14 protein-coding genes are annotated in these 22,808 nt (G+C 34.9%); 11 read left to right on the plus strand and 3 right to left on the minus strand.

What is annotated here, in order from left to right:
• The first annotated feature begins 249 nt into the window (after window positions 1–249).
• From PL77_RS22335 to PL77_RS22355, 5 genes are read left to right on the plus strand one after another with little or no spacing between them, the layout of a single operon-like run.
• A complete protein-coding gene (locus PL77_RS22335; RefSeq protein WP_044210478.1) occupies window positions 250–2,247 on the plus strand; it encodes a hypothetical protein in 1,998 nt (665 codons plus the stop codon).
• Between the two features lie 21 nt (window positions 2,248–2,268).
• A complete protein-coding gene (locus tag PL77_RS22340; protein ID WP_044210480.1) occupies window positions 2,269–5,628 on the plus strand; it encodes a leucine-rich repeat protein in 3,360 nt (1,119 codons plus the stop codon).
• Window position 5,629: 1 nt separating this feature from the next.
• Window positions 5,630–8,482, plus strand: a complete 2,853-nt coding sequence (locus PL77_RS22345) for a leucine-rich repeat protein (RefSeq protein ID WP_044210483.1) — start codon at window positions 5,630–5,632, stop codon at window positions 8,480–8,482.
• Entirely contained in the window at window positions 8,482–10,320 is a 1,839-nt protein-coding gene (locus tag PL77_RS22350; protein ID WP_156152491.1) for an Ig-like domain-containing protein, read from the plus strand. The genes PL77_RS22345 and PL77_RS22350 overlap by 1 nt, the downstream gene beginning before the upstream one ends.
• Window positions 10,320–12,164: an Ig-like domain-containing protein gene (locus PL77_RS22355; protein WP_044210486.1), complete on the plus strand. Its 1,845-nt coding sequence runs from the start codon at window positions 10,320–10,322 to the stop codon at window positions 12,162–12,164. Before PL77_RS22350 ends, PL77_RS22355 begins: the two co-directional genes overlap by 1 nt.
• A gap of 158 nt (window positions 12,165–12,322) precedes the next feature.
• Here the strand turns inward: PL77_RS22355 and PL77_RS22360 are convergent, their stop codons facing one another.
• The 3 genes from PL77_RS22360 to PL77_RS22370 all read right to left on the minus strand — a co-directional run bounded on the left by PL77_RS22360 (window position 12,323) and on the right by PL77_RS22370 (window position 17,197).
• The gene (locus tag PL77_RS22360) at window positions 12,323–13,783 is read right to left on the minus strand and encodes an alpha-L-fucosidase (protein WP_052444643.1); all 1,461 of its coding nucleotides are present in this window, start codon (window positions 13,781–13,783) and stop codon (window positions 12,323–12,325) included.
• Between the two features lie 65 nt (window positions 13,784–13,848).
• Window positions 13,849–15,321: an alpha-L-fucosidase gene (locus PL77_RS22365; protein ID WP_082026686.1), complete on the minus strand. Its 1,473-nt coding sequence runs from the start codon at window positions 15,319–15,321 to the stop codon at window positions 13,849–13,851.
• Between the two features lie 535 nt (window positions 15,322–15,856).
• On the minus strand, window positions 15,857–17,197 hold the full coding sequence (locus PL77_RS22370; RefSeq protein WP_044210488.1) for a hypothetical protein: 1,341 nt from the start codon (window positions 17,195–17,197) through the stop codon (window positions 15,857–15,859).
• A gap of 433 nt (window positions 17,198–17,630) precedes the next feature.
• Between PL77_RS22370 and PL77_RS22375 the strand changes: the two genes are divergently transcribed.
• From PL77_RS22375 to PL77_RS22400, 6 genes are all read left to right on the plus strand, one after another.
• Window positions 17,631–18,575, plus strand: coding sequence for an SDR family oxidoreductase (locus PL77_RS22375; protein ID WP_044210490.1), 945 nt, complete (start codon window positions 17,631–17,633; stop codon window positions 18,573–18,575).
• Window positions 18,576–18,606: 31 nt separating this feature from the next.
• A complete protein-coding gene (locus PL77_RS22380; protein WP_044210493.1) occupies window positions 18,607–19,116 on the plus strand; it encodes a hypothetical protein in 510 nt (169 codons plus the stop codon).
• Between the two features lies 1 nt (window position 19,117).
• Window positions 19,118–20,041, plus strand: a complete 924-nt coding sequence (locus PL77_RS22385) for an AraC family transcriptional regulator (protein ID WP_044210495.1) — start codon at window positions 19,118–19,120, stop codon at window positions 20,039–20,041.
• A 318-nt stretch (window positions 20,042–20,359) separates the two neighbouring features.
• Window positions 20,360–21,013 (plus strand): thiaminase II, encoded by a 654-nt coding sequence (gene tenA, locus PL77_RS22390; protein WP_044210496.1) that lies wholly within the window; start codon window positions 20,360–20,362, stop codon window positions 21,011–21,013.
• Window positions 21,001–21,807 carry a bifunctional hydroxymethylpyrimidine kinase/phosphomethylpyrimidine kinase gene (gene thiD / locus PL77_RS22395; RefSeq protein WP_044210498.1) on the plus strand — a complete coding sequence of 269 codons (807 nt, stop codon included), beginning with the start codon at window positions 21,001–21,003 and terminating at the stop codon, window positions 21,805–21,807. The genes tenA and thiD overlap by 13 nt, the downstream gene beginning before the upstream one ends.
• 101 nt (window positions 21,808–21,908) lie before the next feature.
• Window positions 21,909–22,760, plus strand: coding sequence for a patatin family protein (locus PL77_RS22400; RefSeq protein ID WP_044210563.1), 852 nt, complete (start codon window positions 21,909–21,911; stop codon window positions 22,758–22,760).
• Window positions 22,761–22,808 lie beyond the last annotated feature (48 nt).

Consider the following 22,808-nt stretch of genomic DNA (forward strand, 5'->3'; position numbering starts at 1 on the left):
CACTTTAAATATTCGAAAACTTAGTTTACCATGTACCTAATCAATCATACATAAGGCGCTGTTATTTTCATCTGATTCGATTACAGCACATTAATTTACCCAAAAATTTACTTCATAATACAAAAAATATAAATTGTACTTTTTGTTATAGCTTATTCACCTAACGGTATTATGATTACTAATTAATATTATATAATTTTAACTTGACTCTGACAATATGTTATAAGACATAATTTTTTAAAGTAAACAATGAATAGACTCAACCTTTGGGTAGTAATCATGCCCTTATTGTTCTTTTTCTCTTGTGCACAGGAAAAAGAGGATGATAATATTACTATCAAAATTTCAACATTAGAACCAATTATAAAAGAAAATGGAGATGTGCTTTTAATAGGCGATAATCATGAAACTATTACTACCCATCCAAAATTTTATAGTTTTTTGGTCCAAACAAATGATCAGTACTCTGTCTATATAGCTGATAGTATTGCTGACAATTTATTTTTCTTTAAATGGAAAAGTTTTAATCCCATCCACTACTTTGAATATCGTGCAAAGTTCGAATCTCAAAAAGGGGAAACATTGGGTGATACGTATTATTTCAACATCAATGACCTTCCTCAAATGGAATTTGAAATGGAGGCGTTACCTGACTCTATCAATGTAAGAGATACGATCAAAATACAAGCAAAGAATGTTTATGATAGAGAAATAGAAGCCTACTGGAGAAGTCAGAATAATTTGGAATGGAAAAAAGCATTGGAAACCTACTTCGATTCTACCGACGTTCTTCATATTGTTTTATCTAAATGGGATTATCTAAATGACCACAGTTCTAAATACTTCAAAATTGAGCGTACCAATTTTCCTGATTCTACCACTGTATACCTTCCTAATGAAATCCATTATAAATACGCCAAAGTAACGGGTACTGATAAAAGAAGTGCATGCTATGGGGATACGGTCACCGTATTTGGTCACTACTTTAATGATAGTATGTCTATTATTAATGAAAAGTACCCTACGGTATTTGATGTCACTCCAAACTCTTTCAAATTTAAGATACGACAGTCAGACTTTACAGAAATCAAACCCCGATTGAAGGTTGATGATTTATACGAACTAGACATTCCTAGTATCAAAATTAAGACACCTCCTATCGATTCTGTTGTAGTCAACAATGAAGTGCCCTTTACAATAACGATTTTCAGTGAATATTTAAGAGAATACAATCCAAGGTATTCCCTATTCCTCAATGAACATCAAATATCCCTCTTTGATGTGATCAAAACACCTAATTCCATCACTATAGAATTACCGGAAAAGCCGTTTCCTAACCGCAAAATTGATGTTACCATCATGAATGACCTTTATTCTGAGGTCATTGCCAAAGATATTTATATCAACTCTGAATTCAATTATGAAAATAGTAACCCCGTGAGCTTGAGTAAAAGGTATGCTTCATTTCTTAAAGACGGAAAGGTATTTTTTAATTCAGGTTGGAACATCTATCAGTTTGATGATAAAGAAAAAAGCATAAAAACAGAAAAGGTCAATAATACTTCTACTGTCAGTGATCAACAATTGGTCAGTTATCACAATCAAAGATTGTATAAGTATACGGAAGGGCGAATTGATTATTTTAATTTCAATTTAGATGAGTGGCAAGATTTCATCAGTTTTGATTTTGATGAAACTTCTACCTTCAAAAGCTTTTTTGTTACTGATGACTACCTTTTCCTAGGTGATGGAAAAACTAACGGTGATAATAGTGTCATAAATTACAGTAATGACTTTTACATTTATGATTTCAACGATAAAACTTGGAGTAAACACACTACTACACCGCAGGAAGAAGACTTTGATGTGATTAAGACTTTTGTTGTAGAAGGTAAAGCCTATATACTTGGTTACAAAACGAAGCTCAACGGTTATGAAGCTGCTGTCAAAATTATTGACCTTACCACATTGGAAGTTAGTTGGGTTGAAAGCCACTTTGGAGTGTACCCTAATTATATCGTTGATAATGCCTTCTTAGACAATGACCGAATCCTGTTCCAATACGAGAGAAATGATAAGTTTTATGTCAGTTATTTCGACTTGAATACTCAAACTTTCCATTCTCTCTATGATTTTGATGCCATACGACTAAGTCCTTATGGTACTCGAAATATCACGATTTTCTCTTACGGAGAAAGTTATTTTCATCCCACTCAATATGGAAGACTATCCAGCAAACTGAAATAAACGTACTGACCAACTACTACAATGAATTTCAAACTATTATTTATACTTCTGATAAGTGGTCCGTTAGCCGTTTTTGGACAAACGTATACGCTTCAAGATAAAGATGTGACAATGGCCAATGGTGTCATTCAGTCTTGTACTTATTCTTTTGAAATAAAAGATATCATTATCCCCGAAATATTGAATAATGAAACGGTAACAGGTATTGCCAATTTACCGGAAAGGCAAGGTGTTTTTTATAACAAAGGTATCCAATCTGTTTCCTTTCCTACTTCACTCGTAAAAGTGGGTAATTATGCTTTTGAAGCTAATACCATTCAAGCACTTGATGACCTTTCTAGTATCATCTCTTTAGGTGAAGGAGCCTTTAAAGACAATCCTATTACATGGGTTTCTATTCCTGAGGGCCTCCGCTTGATTGGTAAAAATGCTTTTGATGATGGATGTTCTATTCAATTATTTGATCATTCTTCTTCAGGATTTGAGGGTTGGATGAATGAAGACCAGGAAGAAATAACTGTTTTACAGCAAACCTCTACATCAAAATGCTTTTATGCTCTATTCTCCTATACATTGACAGATGAAGATGTGGTCATGGAGGAAAATCAACTTGTGGAAGTACATGTTCCCAATGGTTTTAATTCGATTATTATTCCTGAGCAACTTGATCAACAGGAGGTACAGAAAATCGGTCATGAAGCATTGAATAATAAGAATATAATTTCAATTCATTTTCCTGAAAGTATTTTAGAGATTGGGGATTATAGTTTCTCCCACAACCACCTTTTGAAGGTCAATTTAAATGACAACATTACAAAAATTGGAGAGGGTGCATTTCTCAATAATCATCTAAAAAGTATCAATATCCCCACTGCCATTGATTCCATTGGGAGCCATGCTTTTTCAAACAATAAGCTGGAGTATTACATTCTACCTACTGAGCAAAGTAATACTAACTTTTACGGCTATCTGCCTTCTTCAAAAGAAAAGATTTACACTTCAGCTGACACCGTTTTTGATTTAACAAGTGACTTAAAGTGCATATTGGGACAAGTACTCACGGATGAAATGGTAGAAATGGAAGGCAATACGCTTAGGCGACTTTCTAGCGACTTTACTTTAGAAAACGGTTATATTTCAATTCCCGACTATCTTGATGGTACTTTGGTAGAACACATCAGTTCTTATACATTTCGTGATAAAAAAATAGAAGGTATACTGTTTCCCAAGGCATTACGTAGTATTGGAATGTATGCTTTTGAAAGGAATAACATTCGTTTTGTAGACTTGCCTGATAGCCTACGTATAGTAGATAAAAATGCTTTTTACAATAATGAAATTACAACGATATCATTTCCAGACAGCTTAAAAACAATTGGATACCACTCATTTAAATACAACAACATTACAGAAGTCCTACTACCTGATAGCCTTGAGTTGTTATCAGAAGCTGCCTTTGAATATAATAAAATCACAAAAGTAAAGCTTCCAAGAAATGAAAACCTGGAGTATGGTCGTTATGCTTTTCAGTACAATGAAATCACCGACTTGCTGATCCCTAAAGAATTCACTGCTGAAGGGAGTTCTCTATTTAGGTTTAATCAGATCCAAAATGTCATCATTGAAGAAGGCATAAAAGTTTTACCGTACAATTGCTTTGCATACAATCATCTTACCTCTGTTATTCTCCCAAAAACAATACAACAATTAGGTAGGGGGTGTTTTATGAAGAATGATAACATAACGGTACGACTCCCCAAAATTGAAGATGAAAATTTCTTTGGATGGCTCACACTTGAAGGAGATCAATTGGAAGGAGACGTAAGTACAGAAGAGTATTTAGAAAGTGAAATAAGTACAGTATATAAATACAGATTAAAGCCTGAAGATGTAGTATTGCAAAATGATACGATTGTAGACCTCAACTCCTCCAATTTATCAGGTATGAGGTACCTCATATTTCCTCAAACTATCAATGATCAACCCATAAGCGGTATTTTACTTCAAAACCGAAATTCCAGATATGACGAGTTCCTAGTCATTGAACTGGAAGAGGGATATGAATTTATTGGTGATTTTTTCAGAGGTCTAAATAAAATTGTACTTCCTAAAAGTCTTAAAAGGATAGAGAGAAGGGCTTTTGATTATTGTCATTTCAAAGAATTTAATGCTCCAGAAAACTTAGAGATGATTGGATATGAATCATTTAGGGGGAGTAGTTTAGAAAAAGTGATTTTCAATGAAAAACTAAGATCTATTGATCATTATGCATTCGAAAAAAATGAAATAAAAGAGGTGATTTTCCCTTCAAATTTGAAGTTTTTGGGTTATGGTGCTTTTAAAGAAAATAAAATTGAAAAAGTAACACTCAATGAAGGGATAGAAAACATTGAAGAACGTGCTTTTTATGATAACCAACTATCTAACCTTGAGTTACCAACTTCTATTAAATACATAGGAGTCAATGCTTTTGCAAAAAATAATATGAGTTCCTTTCAGCTACCCTCTAAAGAGGGTGATGATGATTTTGTGGAATGGTATCATGAAGATGGCGACTTTTGGAAAAATTACTTTTATAGTAAAGAAAGCCTCACAGTTGGTGTCAATGACAATATGAAAATTTATGCCATAAACTGGGTACAGCTTGATGAAGAAAATACAAAATTATATGATAATGGCAACCTGTTTGTTTCACTTGGGGCACATCGACCAGTCAGATATTATATTATTCCTCCAGTGATAGGAGACTCTACCCTTACTCATTTTCATTATAACATGAGTAATAGAAATATAAGAGGGGTAGTTTTTGAAGAAGGTATTGAGACTATTGAATCAAATGCATTTCAAAATAATGAAATAGACACTATTCAATTCCCTTCTACTTTGAAGCAAATTGGCTTAGAAACGTTTAAAAATAATCTAATTGAATCGGTGATTTTACCTCACTCCATCACTTCTATTGGTCGTGGTGCATTTATAGGAAATCATTTAGAATCCATGATATTACCTACGCCAACTGAAGACTCGTTGGTTTGGGTTGTTAATCAATCAGACACCTTGAAGAGCGACTTCGAGATCATTGATTTCTATGCTTCTTATTCATTGGACAAAGAGAGGGAAAGAGAAAATGTAGTTACCAATCTTGAAAACCCTTATGTTCATACTCGTATCTTCCCCAACCCTATGAGCGATGTGCTCACCATCAGCAACATCCCTATTGGAACTCAGATCAGTATTATCACCACTACAGGAAAGGTAATTTATAAGGAACAAACCACTACATCAAAGGTACAATTGTCTCCAACACTCCCTGCCGGAGTCTACCTTTTGCAATTACAATTGGATCATCAAGTGACTACTAAAAAAATTATTAAAAGATAATATGAAATACATTATTCAAACTCTATTGTTGTTTCTTATTATTCCTACCGGATATGCACAACAATCCATCACACTCACTTATCAAAATTGTATAGTTGAAAATGGAACACTTCACACGGTTTTTATTCCTAATGGTTACGATAAGGTAACTATCCCTTCTGCCATCAACGGTGAAGCCATCAAAAGAATTGAAAATGAAGAGAAGGGCGTATTTCAAGGAAAAGATATTACTGAAATCATTCTACCCGAAGGGCTGGAATATATTGGAAAGGAGAGTTTCAGAGACAATAACCTTTCTTCTGTTACGCTCCCTCAAACGATTCGTCATATTGGTTGGAAGGCTTTTGACGACAATCCTTTGAGTACAATTCCATTACCCGATCTTGAGGGTACGGGATACTATGAGTGGAGAAATGGTTATGGTAAAATAGTTACTGAAATAAAATATCATTATTACGAGCATTTTGCCACTACGGATTATATCATTCCAGAGGAAAACATAGTGATGGAAGGTAATACATTGGTCAATCTCAGCAAAACACTTCCTACTAGTACCACTGCAAAATATCTTGTTTTCCCAGAAAGCGTAAACGGTGTGGAAATACATTATATCAACACCTCAGAAAATGGTTTGCTGTTTAAAAATAAAGGTTTAATCAATGTACAATTACCAAAGTATTTGATAGAAATTGGTGCTGATGAATTTTCCGACAACACCATCAAACATCTTCAACTTCCTTCGGGTTTAAAAACGATTGGAAAAAATGCTTTTAGAAATAACCTTTTGCAAGAAGTAACACTTCCCTCTTCTTTGAGATTTGTAGGAGAGAGTGCCTTTTATGAAAACGAAATTCAAGAACTTCTTCTTCCCGAAAATGAAGAGGGATTACAATGGTCTACCCCTTCTCCTATCACTGATTTTGGTCCTTATTTCCACATCATAGAAAACTGGTATACGCTACAACCCAAAGATGTGGTAATGGAGAATAATACGATTGTAGAGGTCACTTCAATTTTGGTTTCTAACAATATCATTATTCCTGATTTTATTGGAACTGACACCGTAAAAGCTATTGGAGGTACTGACATAACAGGTGTTTTCAGAAATAAAAATATTGATCAGCTGCTATTATCTGACAGCATAGAAGTGATTGGCGAACATGCCTTTTCGGAAAATAACATTTCAGAGATTCAACTCCCTAAAAACCTAAAGGAAATTAAGGACTATGCTTTTGCTGACAATACTATTACAACAATTATTTTACCTGAGCATGTGAGAACACTTGGTCAGAAGTGTTTTATGGGTACACCTATTACCACTTTTCAACCTAACTCTACTTTAGAAGTACTCCATCAAAGTATATTCCGATGTGCTGAAGAACTTCATATCGACTTTTCGACAACAAGTATCACTACACTTGATTTACAGAATTCTCCATTCGAAGACCTTCATCGTTTTCCTATTCCGCTCCCTACTTTTGAAGAAAACCCCAACTTTAATGGATGGTATACAATTCAAAATGGGGAAGAAATAAAAGTTGAGGAGGCTGAAAATAACAGAGGTCTTTATCAAGCAAAATTCAAGCAAAGCCTAAATGCAGAAAATACGGTGGTGGTCAACGGAGAAATAATCAGTACAACTTTGGAAAGCATTGAGCACTTGGTAATCCCATCTGAAATCAACGGTCAGAAAATTACAAGAGTTGGAGATCGTGCATTTTATAATAAAAAAATTCAATCGTTGACGCTCAATGAAGAACTGACTTCTATTGGTAGTTATGGATTTGGTTGGAATGCTATTCAAGAAGTGGTTTGGTCAGAAAATCTGGTCGAAATCGGTGAACATGCTTTCGCATCAAACAACCTCACTACTTTAGCTCTACCTGAAAATATAATAACAATTGGAGAAGGTTCTTTTAGAAATAATGACCTCGTTCATATCACTTTAAATAATAAAATCACTTTCATTGGTAGAGAAGCATTTAACTGGAATCCTAGTCAAGAGTTTAAACTTCCAAAAAGTGATATCCCCCATTTTTCACATTGGAAAAGTATCTATAATACTTACAGTGCTGGAATTTATATTACACATTCATTTTCTTTAGAAGCGGTTTCAAGATATACTTTAAAGGAGGACGATATCACGGTAGAAGATGGTAAAATCACTTCTTGTGGCGACCTTCCTAAGGTTCACATTCTCTCGATTCCTCCTTACTTACATGGACAAAATATCACTGGTATTGCTGATAAAAGAAAGGGTGAAGGAGTATTTGAGGGTAAAGAAATTCGAGATTTTGAATACGCTGAGATTTTGACTTACATAGGAGATTTTGCGTTTTACAACAACCAACTTACTTCAATTAGACCCAACGAATATACGCACATAGGTCGAAACGCTTTTGCTTCCAATCTTATCTATAAGAGAGATGATTACCTACTTCCTACTTCCGTCAAATTTGTGGGGCATTATGCCTTTTATAATAATACAGGACTGAAAGTAAAACTAAATTCATCAGAGCATAATTACTACAATGACGAAGATGAAATAGTCACTGGCTATATAAAAGATAATCAATCGTATCGTATTGGAAATATAGTGCTTTCTATGGATCAAAAATGGCAAAAAGAAGTGGTGGTTTACCCAACAGAAGTCACCAATTTATTAACGATAAAAAACGCAGACGGTAAATCTTTCAGTGTCTACACCACTGAAGGTCGTTTACTAAAAGAGCAACAAACCATTACCAATTCACTTTACCAAGCTAATCTTTCCACATTAAAAAAAGGGTTATACATCCTCTACCTATTTGATGAAAAAGGAAATAAAAAGGCTTTCAAAATCATAAAAAAATAATGCAAACAAACATCTATTATCAACGACTGCTTTACAGCCTCAGTATGGTCTGTATGCTATGGTCCTGCAACATAAAAGAATATACTATTGATGGTGCAGTACAACTCCCTGATCGGATTATCATGGTTTCAAAGTTCAATCCAGGGTACTATGCTAATTCAACAGTTGATTCCATGATTTTTAAAGTAGTGGACTCTCTTGAAAACCCTGTAAAAAATTGTTACGTGGTCGTCGAGCAAAAACAGGGACATGCTCACCTACTCAATAGTTCTTTTAAAACCAATGAGGAAGGAATAGGTCATTTCGGTATCCGTTTCTCCGATCAGCTTGATACGCTTAGACTAATGTTGAGCATACCTCAGTATCTAAAAATGAAAGATATAGATTACGAGCTGTATTTTAGAACAAAGGGGAATATTAATAATTCAAAGATGAGTATTCTAGAAGGTAATTATCAAAATTATCATTCTAGTGCTCATTACAGAGGGGCACTTAGAGTGGTACTGAAAGACCAATATAATAATCCTATAGACCGTCAGAAAGTCTATTTCAAGACAAAAGGAAGTGATAAAATCATATCCGAAAAAACAACGGATGAAGAAGGAATAGCAAGTTTGAGTGGCTCTTCTTTCCATGGTAATTTTATTGAAGCTTTTAGTGATCATTCTGATACCGTCACTTTTACATTATTTGGTGGTCATTTCCCTAATCTTACATCTCATCTATCTGAAGGTAAAGTTGTTATCTCCTGGGATAAGTATGAGGGAGAAAATTTCAAATCGTTTACTATAAAAAGAAACGATGGGGTGGTGATTGCAGAAATCTTTGATCAGAACATTACAAGCGTCAAGGATACTTCACCTGTGGTAATAGGAAAAAAATATACTTATAATGCTACGCTTAACTTAAAAAATAAAGACAACGCTTTTACAAGTTATTGGGTTAAAGATCTGATTACTCCTACTGTAAGCCATCATGTGGGTAAAGTGTTTAAGTTGTATGATTATAAACACTTTTACAGCTTTGATAAAGACGCTCAAAAAATGCTCGTTTGGGATATTGATGAATTCAAAGTACATCAAGAATTCCAATTTAACAGGCAGATTGTAGATGCTTATCAGACTTCATTGAAAACGCAGTTTTTGGTCAGAACAGAAAATTCACTGCTGGTATATGATGCCGTGAGTAATTCAATTTTAAAAGAACTCAAATTCTCTGATTTTTTAGGTGAAAACCAAGGAACATTTGAATATGCTTATGGAGTGGCCTCTGGTGATGTATACGTTTTCTTTAAAGAAGAGAAAAGCCTTTTTGCCTACTATTATTATGATGCTCAATTGGGTACCTTTTCCGGTCGTAATATTTACGGAAAAGGTAATGAATATGTGGCAGAACTTTGTGCAGAGGACGATGAATACGTTTACCTCAAAATGGCTGGATATGAAAGCTATTCTTACAGGTTTTTGGGTACACTATTAACAGAGAAAAAAGGGAAGCTCAATTCTTCAAAATATAGTAAGTTTTTTAACAGCAATTCATTGTACCATCCTCAAATGAATAGAATCTATAATACCAATGGAGAGGTACATACACTCAATACTCTCACCCCAATTTATCATCAAGATTATTATGCTTCCTGTATTGGTGTAACTAAAGATCTACAAACACTACTTTTTGCCAATCGAAGCCAATTTTACTTTATCGATGTTCCTTCTTTCAACCTTAAATCACAGAAGGGTTGTTACGTCAGCGAGCACATCGATGGGGTCTTTTTTGATGAAAGTGGCTCTAATGTTATTGTTGTTTCAAATAGTGTCGCTTATAAAACTGGAGTATAATGAAAAATAAACAATATCTGTTGTCCCTCCTTTTGGCATTGAACTGCTTATTTTCATGCCAAAAAGAAATTGAAAATATCAATCAAAGTAATACGAATACGCTTTCATGGTACATTAGGCCAGATACGTATCAGAAGGTGGACAGTACTACAGCAATCCCTCTTATTGTCAAACTGTTTACCAAAGACACTTTACATGCTGTCAGCAATGCAGACATCACTTTTGAGTTACAAAGTGATAATGCGGAATTGGTAAGTAATACAGTGACTACAGACTCAAATGGTGTAGCTTCCAATGAAATTTACTTTCTCAATCCTTCAGACTCTGTAACTATTGAAATCCACTCTAAAGCTGCCTTTAGAACATTATTTAAAAGATTTGTGATTACAGAAAGCAGGTATTCTTCTTTAAAAAGCGTGTATCAAGATACCTTGATCTTAATGAAAAATACAGATTATGTAAATAATGGGTTGGGCATAGAAATAGAAGATCATTACGGAAAATTGGTCAAAAAAGAGAAAGTAAAATATGAAGTGATAGAAGGTGATGCATTACTGAATGGTGAAAAAACGATTTTTGCCACTACCACAGACAACGGTATTCCTCAAGATTTACACTTCACAACAGGAAGTCAAAATAGTGTGATTCGCGCCTCTGTTGACGATCAATTATTTATCGATTTCCAATTGATAATCGTTGACCCAATAGATGCACAGGTTCAATTCGATACCCAATACGATCATATCACATGGAGTGAAAATACTCAAAATCTTCCTTACTCTTTTGAATTGTTGTCAAATTATGATTCTTATAAAAATACCTTTGCTGACACATTGAAAATCAGTGGTGAGCAAAATTCTTTTACAAATACTGATATTATATACGGGAAAAATCACACCTATAGAGTGGATATTGTTCCTCACAATACCGGACTTCCAAAAATAGAAGGCATCAACAAAACCATTTCATCGTCCAATGTAATTAACATTAATGAAGGGATGCGTAGTTATTTGACTGATAGTGAAAGCGAAAGAATCTATGTTACTACTAAAAACAACAACAGTTTATACATTTATGACTTTCAAAGAAAACTGATTCACAAGCAGTATATTGGTGTAAATCTTCAAAGGATGTGTTTGTTTGACAACAAGTTATACATTGTCATTAGTGGAGAAGAAAAAATAGGTGTGCTGGATTTGGACTCCTACGCTATAGAATACATTGATTTTGAGAGACACCTCTCTACACATCGCCTTTTTGATGTTCAAATGCAAAGTAAAGGTGAATTGTATTTTTCAGCCTATTCTACAGAAAACTATGGTGCTCCTTTCATCGGTCGTCTCAATTTAGAAACAGGTATTGTAAAAAAATTCCCGGTCAACTATAGTAATGAAACACCTTATATCAAACTCGACAAAGAGGGAAAATTATATTACAGCCGTGGGACTAAAGACCTTCATATTCTCGATAAAGAAACAGATCAATTGGTGGATACAGGTATAGATATGAGTGCACACGCTATGCAGTTTTCAACATCTGGAAAATACATTGGCTACAGTAACGGTATTTACAACAGTAATGATTTTTCTGTTTACCACAACTTAGGTTATTACTCATGGCAGTTTTGTTTTTCGCCTGATGAAAAATACTTTTACCGATCTAACGATAGTAAGCACACTATTCAAAAACACCCTATGAATGCTTTAGGTGATGCTTCTAAAGTAGTTGATATCCAAATCAGTTATATAAATTTTAACCATATGACAATCAATAAATCAAATGATATTATGATTCTAGTCTCAAAAGATAAATTTGATTTTATCTATGGGTTTGATAAAATGTAGGTCAAATTACCTCCAATTCTGTATTTCATAGCAAAGTGATTTTTTCACAAAAAAGTAGCCCTTTCTCTCAAAAATGAATCTTGAGAGAAAGGGCTTATTTATAATGCAATAGTTCTTCTTAAACTCTATTTGACGAAATCGACAATCGTACTTTAAAGTTATTTTAATGAAGCCTCTGCATCAGAAGTTAAGGTAACTTCTAAAGCAAAACCAATCTGATTATCCTTATTTTTAGGTAAAACCACAGACAAGCCTTCTGCTGTCTGCTTCCACTTTAACTTATTATTATAACCCAAAAGTTTAACATCATTGATTTCTTCACCAGCAAAACTCTTAATCAGGGCCGTTTTTCCTCTTTCCAAAGCAATGGCATAAACCTTGTTTTCCTTCGCGGTAAACCAGAAATCAGTCTCCGCAAATTTCTCCTTAAACCCATACCCTTTTTCAGTTGGTGCTTCCTCTGATTCCTGATTGATTTTCCATTTATGTGTTCCATAAATGGCTTTTCCATTCACTGATGTCCACTTTCCTAATGCCTTCAAATTGGCTACATTTTGTGCTGGAATAGACCCATCACCTTTTGGACCAATATTCAGCATATAGTTTCCACCTCTAGAAGCAATCGCTGTCAGCCAGTAGATCAATTCGTAGGGTGATTTCCAATCGTTATCATATTCTTTGTAACCCCAAGAGTGATTGAAAGTACCCACTGTTTCCCATGGTTTACCTTCCATCTGCTCCACCGTTGGGATTTTGTTGTCTCCTGGAATTTTATAATCACCCAAACCATGCCCTACTCTATCCGTTACAATCACATTCGGGTTGATATCGTACACGGCTTTATAGAATTGAAAACTTTGGTATTTCGTTAGGAAGTGGGCGAAATCGTACCACATAAACTTGATATTGGGGAACCTTGTCAATAATTCTCTTACTTGAGGGAACGCCTTGTTGTAAAGGTAATCATCAAAAGTATTCGGTGATGGATCCCAAAGATTGGCTCCCATTGTTCTTCGTTTTTCTCCTTTGAAATCTGCTGGTTCTGGCCAAACTTCACCGGTATAGTCTAAGTAATTTTTGATGTTACAATCATTGGCATCATTCCAATCAATATTATGAGAATAATACACTCCAAAATCAATTTCATGTCTTTGACAAGCATCGTATAACTCTTGAATAATATCTCTCTTGAACGGAGTTGAAGCAATATCAAATGTACTATGTTTTGAATCAAATAAAGCAAAACCATCATGATGTTTCGAAGTAATGACTAAGTACTTCATTCCTGCATTTTTTAGTAATAATACATATTCATCTGCATCAAACATTACAGGATTGAATTGATCCACCAATTGAGAATATTCTTCTCTTGATATTTTTGCTCTTGCTTGAATCCACTCTGCCACACCTGGATCAGGACTTTTGATATCATCAATTTTTTGTCCTTTATACATTCCTCCAAGAATAGAATACAACCCCCAGTGAATAAACATTCCAAATTTATCTTCATTGAAATGTGCTATAGCATCCTTTTTAGATTGATTCATTTGCTCCCAGGTTTGGGCTTGCGTTTGGAATACTGCTAAAAATGCTAGTAGTGTAAATAATATTTTTTTCATTTTGTATCAATGTTTTGAAAATGGTTTCTATTGTGGTTCGATGGGCAGTCACATAGGACCTGCCCCTACAGGGATGATTCAATTGTTACTTCTACCGCGTAACCAATCTGATTGTTCTTGTTTTTAGGCAATACAATAGATAGACCTTCAGCCGTTTGTTTCCATTTTAGCTTTTTGGAATGCCCTAATAATTTTACCACTTTGATTTCTTCTCCTGCAAAACTTTTAATCAAAGCCTCTTTTCCTCTTTCTAAAGCAATGGCGTATACTTTATTACCTTTAGTAGTAAACCAGAAATCCGATGTAGTGAAATTTGCTGTAAATCCATGAGTAGCTCTGTGTCCAGTACCCAACATTTTTTGAGCATCTTCTCCTTCTCTACTTACTTTCCATTGTTTTGTTCCATAGATTGCTTTGCCGTTGACGCTCATCCACTTTCCTATTTCTTTCAAATTGTTGACACTTTCCGCAGGAATAGAGCCATCACCTTTTGGTCCAATATTCAACATATAATTACCTCCTCTCGAAGCAATTGCCGTTATCCAATAAATAAGCTCGTAAGGTGACTTAAAGTCTTTGTCATACTCCTTATACCCCCAAGAGTTATTGAAAGTACCCACCGTTTCCCAGTGCTTGCCTCCCATATCTTCAGGGTTAGGAATTTTGTTATCTCCTGGAATATTAAAATCACCCAAATCATGACCTACTCTATCTGTCACAATGATATTAGGGTTTAATTGATACACTAATTGATAAAATTTAAAGCTCTGATCTTTAGACAGAAAATGTGCAAAGTCATACCACATAAACTTCATATTCGGAAACATCTCCAACAGCTCTTTCACTTGAGGATAAGCCTTATTGACTAAATATTCATCAAAAGTATTTGGACTTGGGTCCCAAAGGTTGGCTCCCATTGGTCTTCTTTTCTTTCCCTGAAAGTCAGCAGGCTCAGGCCAAACTTCACCCGTCACATCACAGTAGGTTTTGATATTACAATCATGGGCATCATTCCAATCAATATTATGAGAATAGTATACACCAAAATCAACCCCTTGACGCTGGCAAGCATCATAAAGTTCTTTGACTAAATTTCTTTTGCTAGGCGTAGACCCCATATCAAAGTCACTTACTTTTGAGTCCCAAAGGGCAAAGCCATCATGATGCTTGGAGGTAATCACGACATATTTCATCCCTGCCTCTTTAATAAGAGCAACATATTCGTCTGCATTAAACTTAACAGGGTCAAACTGCTTCATCAATTGTTGGTATTCTGCTCTAGGTATTCTTGCTCTTGCCTGAATCCAACATGCATCATTAGGTTCAGGACTTACAATATCATCCATTTTTTGACCTTTGTACATTCCTCCCCAAACAGAGTAAATGCCCCAATGTATAAAAAGCCCAAACTTATCTTCATTAAAATGTTCAATTGCTTCTTTCTTCGAACTATTCATCTGTTGCCATGTTTGTGCCTGTACACCTGACACCATACAAACCAATAGCAGAAATAAAATTCTATTGTTAATCCATTTCATTATACTACGCTCTCTTTTAAAATAATGGTTGATAATTTTCCTTTATGATTGAAGTCGATTATCATTTTAATCACACTAAGATGCCTATCTTAAAAAAGAGAGGTTATACTTTAGCTTTCAAAGTATTGCTCTTATCTTATATTATAGCTTAATAGCGTACGATTACAATTGATTAAGACAGTTTGATAAATGAACGGAGTGATGCGTTCAACCTACCTTATATTTTACTTAACGGTAGTAAAAATTGTAATACATACTAAGTACAAATTCAAAATTATCTAATACTAATTCATTTTTGACTTTGTACTTAATTGGATAAAGGTTTATGTAATAGCAACTGATGTTTTTGAGGAGGTAAAGGGCAAGAAATTATTTTTTTTTGGGGAGGGAAACTAAATCATTCATCAACAATGAAGATATTAGATTATTTCGATGGTGAAAGGTAACTCTTGCTAGGCATATTTATCCTATTGCTTTTTGAAAACAATAGAATAAACATACTTTCTAGCATCAATCAATAAGCATGATTTTCTACCTATTCAATATTTAAAGTTGACTTAGGAATTTCATATTCCACCACTACCGATGCGTTTTTTGTACGGTGGGCATCATCAAGGAAATCAGATTTCCATTTTGCCCATATTTTCCATCTATCACCTGATGGAGCATTTTCTGCTGTCAATATCTTTTTATCATTATTATATTTAAAACCTTCCATTGTTACATTTTCAACAGTGACGGTATACGTCTCTGCATGATTGTTTACAGCACTAATAGATGGTCCTGTCAAGAATTTGTTATCAGGCCATAACTTTAAATCATTATAATATTCTTCTGGTACAAAGTGAATCGATTGATTTTTCACCTGAGCAGTTTTGCCAAAAATAGCGTGAATGTTTGTCACCTTCGAATCATTTGAGAAACGACCTGGTGTTTGATCCGGTGCATCATGTTTTACACCAGCTTGACCAATATTTACAGCGTAAGTACTACTTTTACTCACTACTCCATCCACTACAACTTTTCCATTTTTAGCAGAGTGTGGTCCCATCATTAAAGCACTTCTTCCGTTTTCATTGTAAATATTTTTCCCTGTAATATTAAAAACGCCAACATGAGGATTGTTCGCCCCTGTTTCCAATCTTAATGTGACTCCACCCAATGAATAAAGGTTTTCGAAATGTACACCATCGGCACCATGAATCTGTACTAAACCATAGCCAGGACTTGCGTTAAAGTGTCGACAATCACGTACCGTCCCTTTCGTAGCTCTTGAAATTTTCCATGATTTCGTATCCTCAATCGTAAATTTTTTATGTTGTTTTACTGGACTGATGACCATCCCACAATAAGTAGTAAAATTGTCTTTCACATCCATATCCTGCACTAAAAAGTTTTTGACCATGCTGATAATAATTGCTCTACAGCCCTCTCCCTTTTTACGTATACGATTGCTATAATCTACTACAAACCTTCCTTTTACTCCTCTAATACTTACATTTTCTATGTAAGCAGAAGGATTTTTAGCACTGAATTTAGCTGAAAAATTAAACAAACTAGCCTTTGTTCCTTCTGGCCAATAGGGTCTTAATACCGTACCGGACTCCACCAAAATATGGATATTGGATTTAAGGTATACATTTCCAAAAAGGTATTCTCCTTTAGGTATAACCAAGTTACCACCCCCTGACTTTGCTAATGCATCAATAGCATCTTGCACTGACTGACTCTGATTTAAATCGGGTTTATTGGGCTTTACTCCAAAATCTTTCACTAGGTTTTTGGTGAAACCTTTGGGGTTCATCGTTTCGGTATATTGTGCATAAGCACTGTGTATCGATAAAAATACTAATAGTAATAAAATAACTTTTTTCATACTTCTTGTTTCTTGTCCATAACGAATGGAACATTTTTAAATTAATCATCAAATCAGTTCAATAACAAGGTTTATTTCAATAAGTAGTCTTTAAAAAATTGATTGATGATTTCTATTGATGTTGCAAATTATTAGAAATACCAACCAAAGTTGTAGCTATGGGTAACATTTCCGTATTGGTATGTCCTATTCAAAACAACTTTACAGGTTCATTTGTAACTCATCTGTACACGTGGGTACTTTCTCTTTGCTATCCAGCACAAAATCACCTCAACTTATTTAATATTTAACCACATTTTCTATATTACAATACCTTAAAAACTAGCTATTTACCAAAATGTGCACATCAGGTGCCAAAATGTATAAGCGTTAAAGCCCACTCATCAGCGACCTTTGTATTGTAATCATTTGAATCACCTAAATAGTAATTATCATGGCTAATCAATTTGGTAAAAAAGGATGGACTCCAGAGAGAATCAATAACCTAGAAGGTAAAACTTTTGTAATTACAGGAGGAAATGGAGGTGCTGGTTTTGAAGCCACTAGAATTCTTCTGAGCAAAGGAGCTGAAGTTGTAATGCTTAACCGAAGTGCTGCAAAATCTGAAAAAGCAATTGATGACCTGAAAGTACTATTTGGTAATGAGGCGAAAGTCTCTTTCATTGTGATGGACTTGGCAAGTCTTGATTCTGTCAGAAAAGCTGCGGAAGAAGTTAACCAAACTATTCCTAAAATAGATGCTCTAATCTGTAACGCCGCAGTAGCACAAGTGGCAAAACAAGAAATTACAGTAGACGGCTTTGAAAGTCAGTTGGGAACTAACCATTATGGACATTTCCTTTTAAATAACTTACTCTTTGATAAGATCGAAGCCTCCAATGGTAGAATAGTAGTTGTGGCAAGTGAAGGTTATAAAATGGGCATTAAAACGATCCAATTTGATGATATGAACTGGGATAAAAACTACGAAGCAAATGCAGTATACTCTCAAAGTAAATTGGCTCAGATGATGTTTGCTTATGAATTACAAGATCATATCAAAAATGCGAATAAAAATGTTGGTGTTTATGTTTGTCATCCAGGTGCTTCTAAAACCTCACTGATCAAAAAAGATGCTCCATTGATCACCAGAATTTCATGGAAGATTTTGGCCGCATCACCTTTAGTTCAATCTGCTGAAAAAGGAGCTTATCCTGAACTGATGTGTGCCACTGAAGGGGATTTGAAACAAAATGCATTCTATGGTCCAACCGGTATGAACTATTGGACAGGGCCTGTTGGTGAATGCAAATTAGAACCTCATGCACTGGACAAAGAAGTCATGACAAAATTGTGGTCTTTATCAGAAAAAGAGACAAATTGTAAGTGGAACTTCTAAAAATAAAAACACAAATTAAAAATATAAAACAATGGATATCTTAAAAGCAGCGACAGACTGGGGACGAGCGGAATCGCTTTCTATTTCATTTTTCATCCTCTTAGGAATCCTTTTTTTAATCACAGGCTTTGGGTTCTGGCAAATGGGAAAAACTGAATTTGCACGAGCATTTATCTACCCCGTTTCCATTGCAGGAATATTCCTTTTGGCATCAGGGTTAGGATTATTTTTCTCCAATAAAGCGAGAGTAGGTGGTTTTGAAGCAGCTTACAATCAAGATGCCCCTTCTTTTGTAGCGTCAGAAATTGAACGAGTAGACAAAACTATTTCCACCTATAAAACGGCTGCTTTTAAAGTATTCCCAGCCATTGCAATATTGGGTGCTTTGATGATCATGTTTATGCAAAAACCAGTATGGCAAGCGACAGGTGTGGCAATAGTAGCCACTATGATGGTTTTTACTGTGATTGATAGTAATGCCAAGGCTCGACTAGAAGACTACAAAGTAGAACTAGACGCCTTCACTTCTAATCAAAAATAAGATGGAGAATATCGTTTTCAATAACATCACTGATTTCAATAAAGCTCAAAATTTGCCTGCACCAGAAAACCCGCTTTTTACGGTAGGCTGCAAAGTGTTGAGTGAAGAAGAAATTCAAAATTGCGTTTCTTCTCAAACAGAAGTGAGTTATACTAACCGTTTTTATATTATCAGTCTGAAAAATATCGTGTCGGGAGAATTTATTTACGGTAGAACAAAATACGATAGTGAAACAGGTACTATGTTCTTCTCTTCTCCTGATCAAACTTATACGCTTAAAGATATCATCGTCAGTTCTGAGTCTTGGTTTATTGCTTTCCACGAAGACTTTATTGCAGGAACTGAGATTAGAAAACGCATTAAAAATTACAACTTCTTTAATTATAATGTGAATGAAGCACTGCACCTTTCTCCCAAAGAAGAAAATACGATCAAGACCATCTTCAAAACCATTGAAACGGAATATCAGAATAATCAAGATGAGTTTAGTAAAGACATCATCTTGACACATATGGAAGCTTTACTGAGGTATGCAGACCGTTTTTATAAACGTCAATTTCTTAATCGAAAAGAAATCAATAAAGCCCTTTTCACTCGCTTTAAAGAAATATTAGATGACTATTTTGAATCAAATTTATTAGAAGAAAATGGCATCCCTACTGCAGAGTGGATCGCTGGAAAATTAGGGGTAAGTCACCGCTATATGAGAGATACTATTAAATCAGAAACGGGAAAAACGGCAGTAGATCAAATTAATCTATACTTGGTAGAAGAAGCAAAAAGTTTACTTCTTGCTCCAAATGCTTCCATTTCAGAAACTGCCTATAAATTGGGTTTTGAGTACCCTCAGTATTTTTCTCGTTTATTTAAGAAAAAAACAGGATTAAGCCCTAAAGAGTATATTGAATCTGCTAATATGAATTAGTACTTCTTTTTATAATGTATCAATCCAATGCCTATCAATAATTCACTATGTTGATAGGCATTATTGTTTTCAAGTTTATTGATTTAAAATTTCTAAAAAAGACCATTAGATTAAAACACTTTTCATTTTTATATGTAGATAAGCGAATAAGGCTTTTCTGTAAAAAAATAAACTGATTCATGTCTTAAGCTGAAAGCGTGACTTGTACTAGTTATTTATTTTTTTGTGTAAAAGTCCTTTGTTAAATAATTGTTTAGATTTGTTCTTTGTAAGCCAAACACGGCTGATCTAACAAACAACCAAAACTGAAAACATCTTATGTCAAATTGGTACGAAGCAATCAGTGAAAAAACTGATTACATTTTACAAGAAATATATAAACATCCTTTCATCAAAGATCTAATGGAGGGTACACTTTCGAAGGAAGTATTTAATTTTTATATCAATCAAGATTCTATCTATTTAGCAGAGTATAAAAAGATCTTGGCGGAAGTAGGAATAAGATGTGAAGACGATCAAGATACTCAGTTTTTCTTAGGCTCAGCCACGGGTATTATTCATGTTGAAGATGCTTTGCATGAGAACTTCTTAACAGGAGAAGAAAGAACAACTCAAGCCTCTCCTACTTGTGAATTGTACATCAGTTATTTATCGAGAATAGTACATACAAAATCATTGGAAGAAGGTTTAGCAGCTGTATTGCCTTGCTTTACAATTTATAAAGAAGTGGGGGATTATATCCTAGCCAATCAAAATAACGAAGGCGAAAACCCTTACCAAGATTGGATCAATACCTATGGTGGTGAAGCGTTTGCCAACTCAGTCAAAAAAGCGGTGGATATTACTAATAAATTGGCCAGTGAGGCTTCTCCTGAAAGAATTGAAAAGATGAATGAAGCCTTCGAAAAAGCTTCGAAATTAGAGTGGATGTTTTGGGACAGTGCATACAACAAAGAAGCATGGAAAGTATAAAAACAGCTTATAAAAGTGTATTGACGATTGCAGGAAGTGATTCAGGCGGTTGTGCAGGAATTCAAGCAGACATCAAAAGTATTTCTGCTTGTGGGGCCTATGCAGGGAGTGTGATAACGGCCACAACTGCTCAAAATACACAAGGGGTCACCGACATTCATGCACTTCCGGTTGCTCATCTCGAAAAGCAATTGGAAGCGGTATTTAGTGATATTGATTTTAGTGCAATCAAGATCGGTATGCTTCATTCTTGTGAAGTGATTGAAACGATTGCTTCAAAACTTACTGAATACAAGGTCAAAAACATTGTGCTTGACCCTGTAATGGTCGCTACTTCTGGTGATGTTTTAATTACAGAAGATGCGATTGAGTGTTTGAAAAAACTGTTTCCCCAGGTTACGGTTATCACTCCAAATCATAAAGAAGCAGAGTTATTGATTGGGCACACCATCGACCAAAGTAACGTGGAGTCTACAGCTAAAGAAATTGGGACGCAATTCAAAACTTCCGTCTTACTAAAAGGTGGTCATTTTGGTACTTCTGAAATGCATGATGTGCTTTATGAATTTCCGACAGGCAAAACAACTGTAATTAAAAACCCAAGAGTTGATACAAACAATACTCACGGTACAGGTTGTAGCTTATCTTCAAGCATTGCGACTTTTCTTGGAAAAGGAGATGACTTAGAAAATGCAGTGAAGAGAGGCTGTAGTTATGTCAACAATGCCATTAAGGAAGGAAAAGATAAAGTGCTGGGGAAAGGAAATGGTCCGATTAATCATTTTGGGATCTAAGTAATAGAAATTCTATTTTGTGCACCATAGTTCAGTCTATGGTGCATATTTATTTAATCGAAAGAGTAAATTCAATTATTGATTTGATCGAAAAACTAACCATGAAAAACAAAGTCGCATTGGTTCTCGAAGGAGGTGGTTCTAGAGGAATGTTTACTGCAGGAATCCTCGAATCATTTCTGATGCACAATATAAATTTTGATTCCGTGTTTGGGATCTCAGCAGGTGCATTATATGGGGCATCTTTTGCTTCAAAACAGCTAGAGCGTAATAAAAAATTGAACGCTTATAATGAAGACGAGCGATATGGTGGATTCAAACATTTACTGCTCAATGGCTCCTATATTTCATGGGATTTTATTATGGGTGATATTGCCCATCGCCTCCTTCCTTATGACTATGACACACTTCGTACTTCACCCGATTTTCATGTCGGAGTGAGTAATTGTAATACCGGAAAGGCTGAGTTTTTTGTCATCAATAAATTAGACAAACCGGATATTGTCAGCATTCTCACTGCAAGTGGTTCCCTGCCTTTTGTATCTCCGATTGTTAAATACAAAGGCGAAGAATATTTGGATGGAGGGTTGACGAATTCTATTCCCTACGATGTTGCTTTTGAAAATGGTGCTAACAAAATTGTGGTAGTGCTCACAAGACCTGAAGGCTATGTGAAATCTGACATGAAATTCACCTCCTTTTCAAAATGGTTTTATAGAAAACACCCTCATGTACACACCAATTTGGTCAACCGTGCACAGCAGTACAATGAGTCCATCATAAAGCTCAGAGAGCTCGAACAACAAGGAAAGGCATTTCTTATATACCCTGAAAAAGAACTGAATGTGGGTAGAATTGAACGAAAAGTGCATAAAACAGAAGCTATATATCATGAAGCGATTGAGTTTAGTGATCGTTTTATTCCTGAGATGAAACAATGGATGGAAAAGTAAAATCTCTTATTTCTCTTGCAACCAATTACCTTTTATCTTTATCATCCA

The organism is Flammeovirga sp. OC4, assembly GCF_000812565.1.
Classification (GTDB): Bacteria; Bacteroidota; Bacteroidia; order Cytophagales; family Flammeovirgaceae; genus Flammeovirga.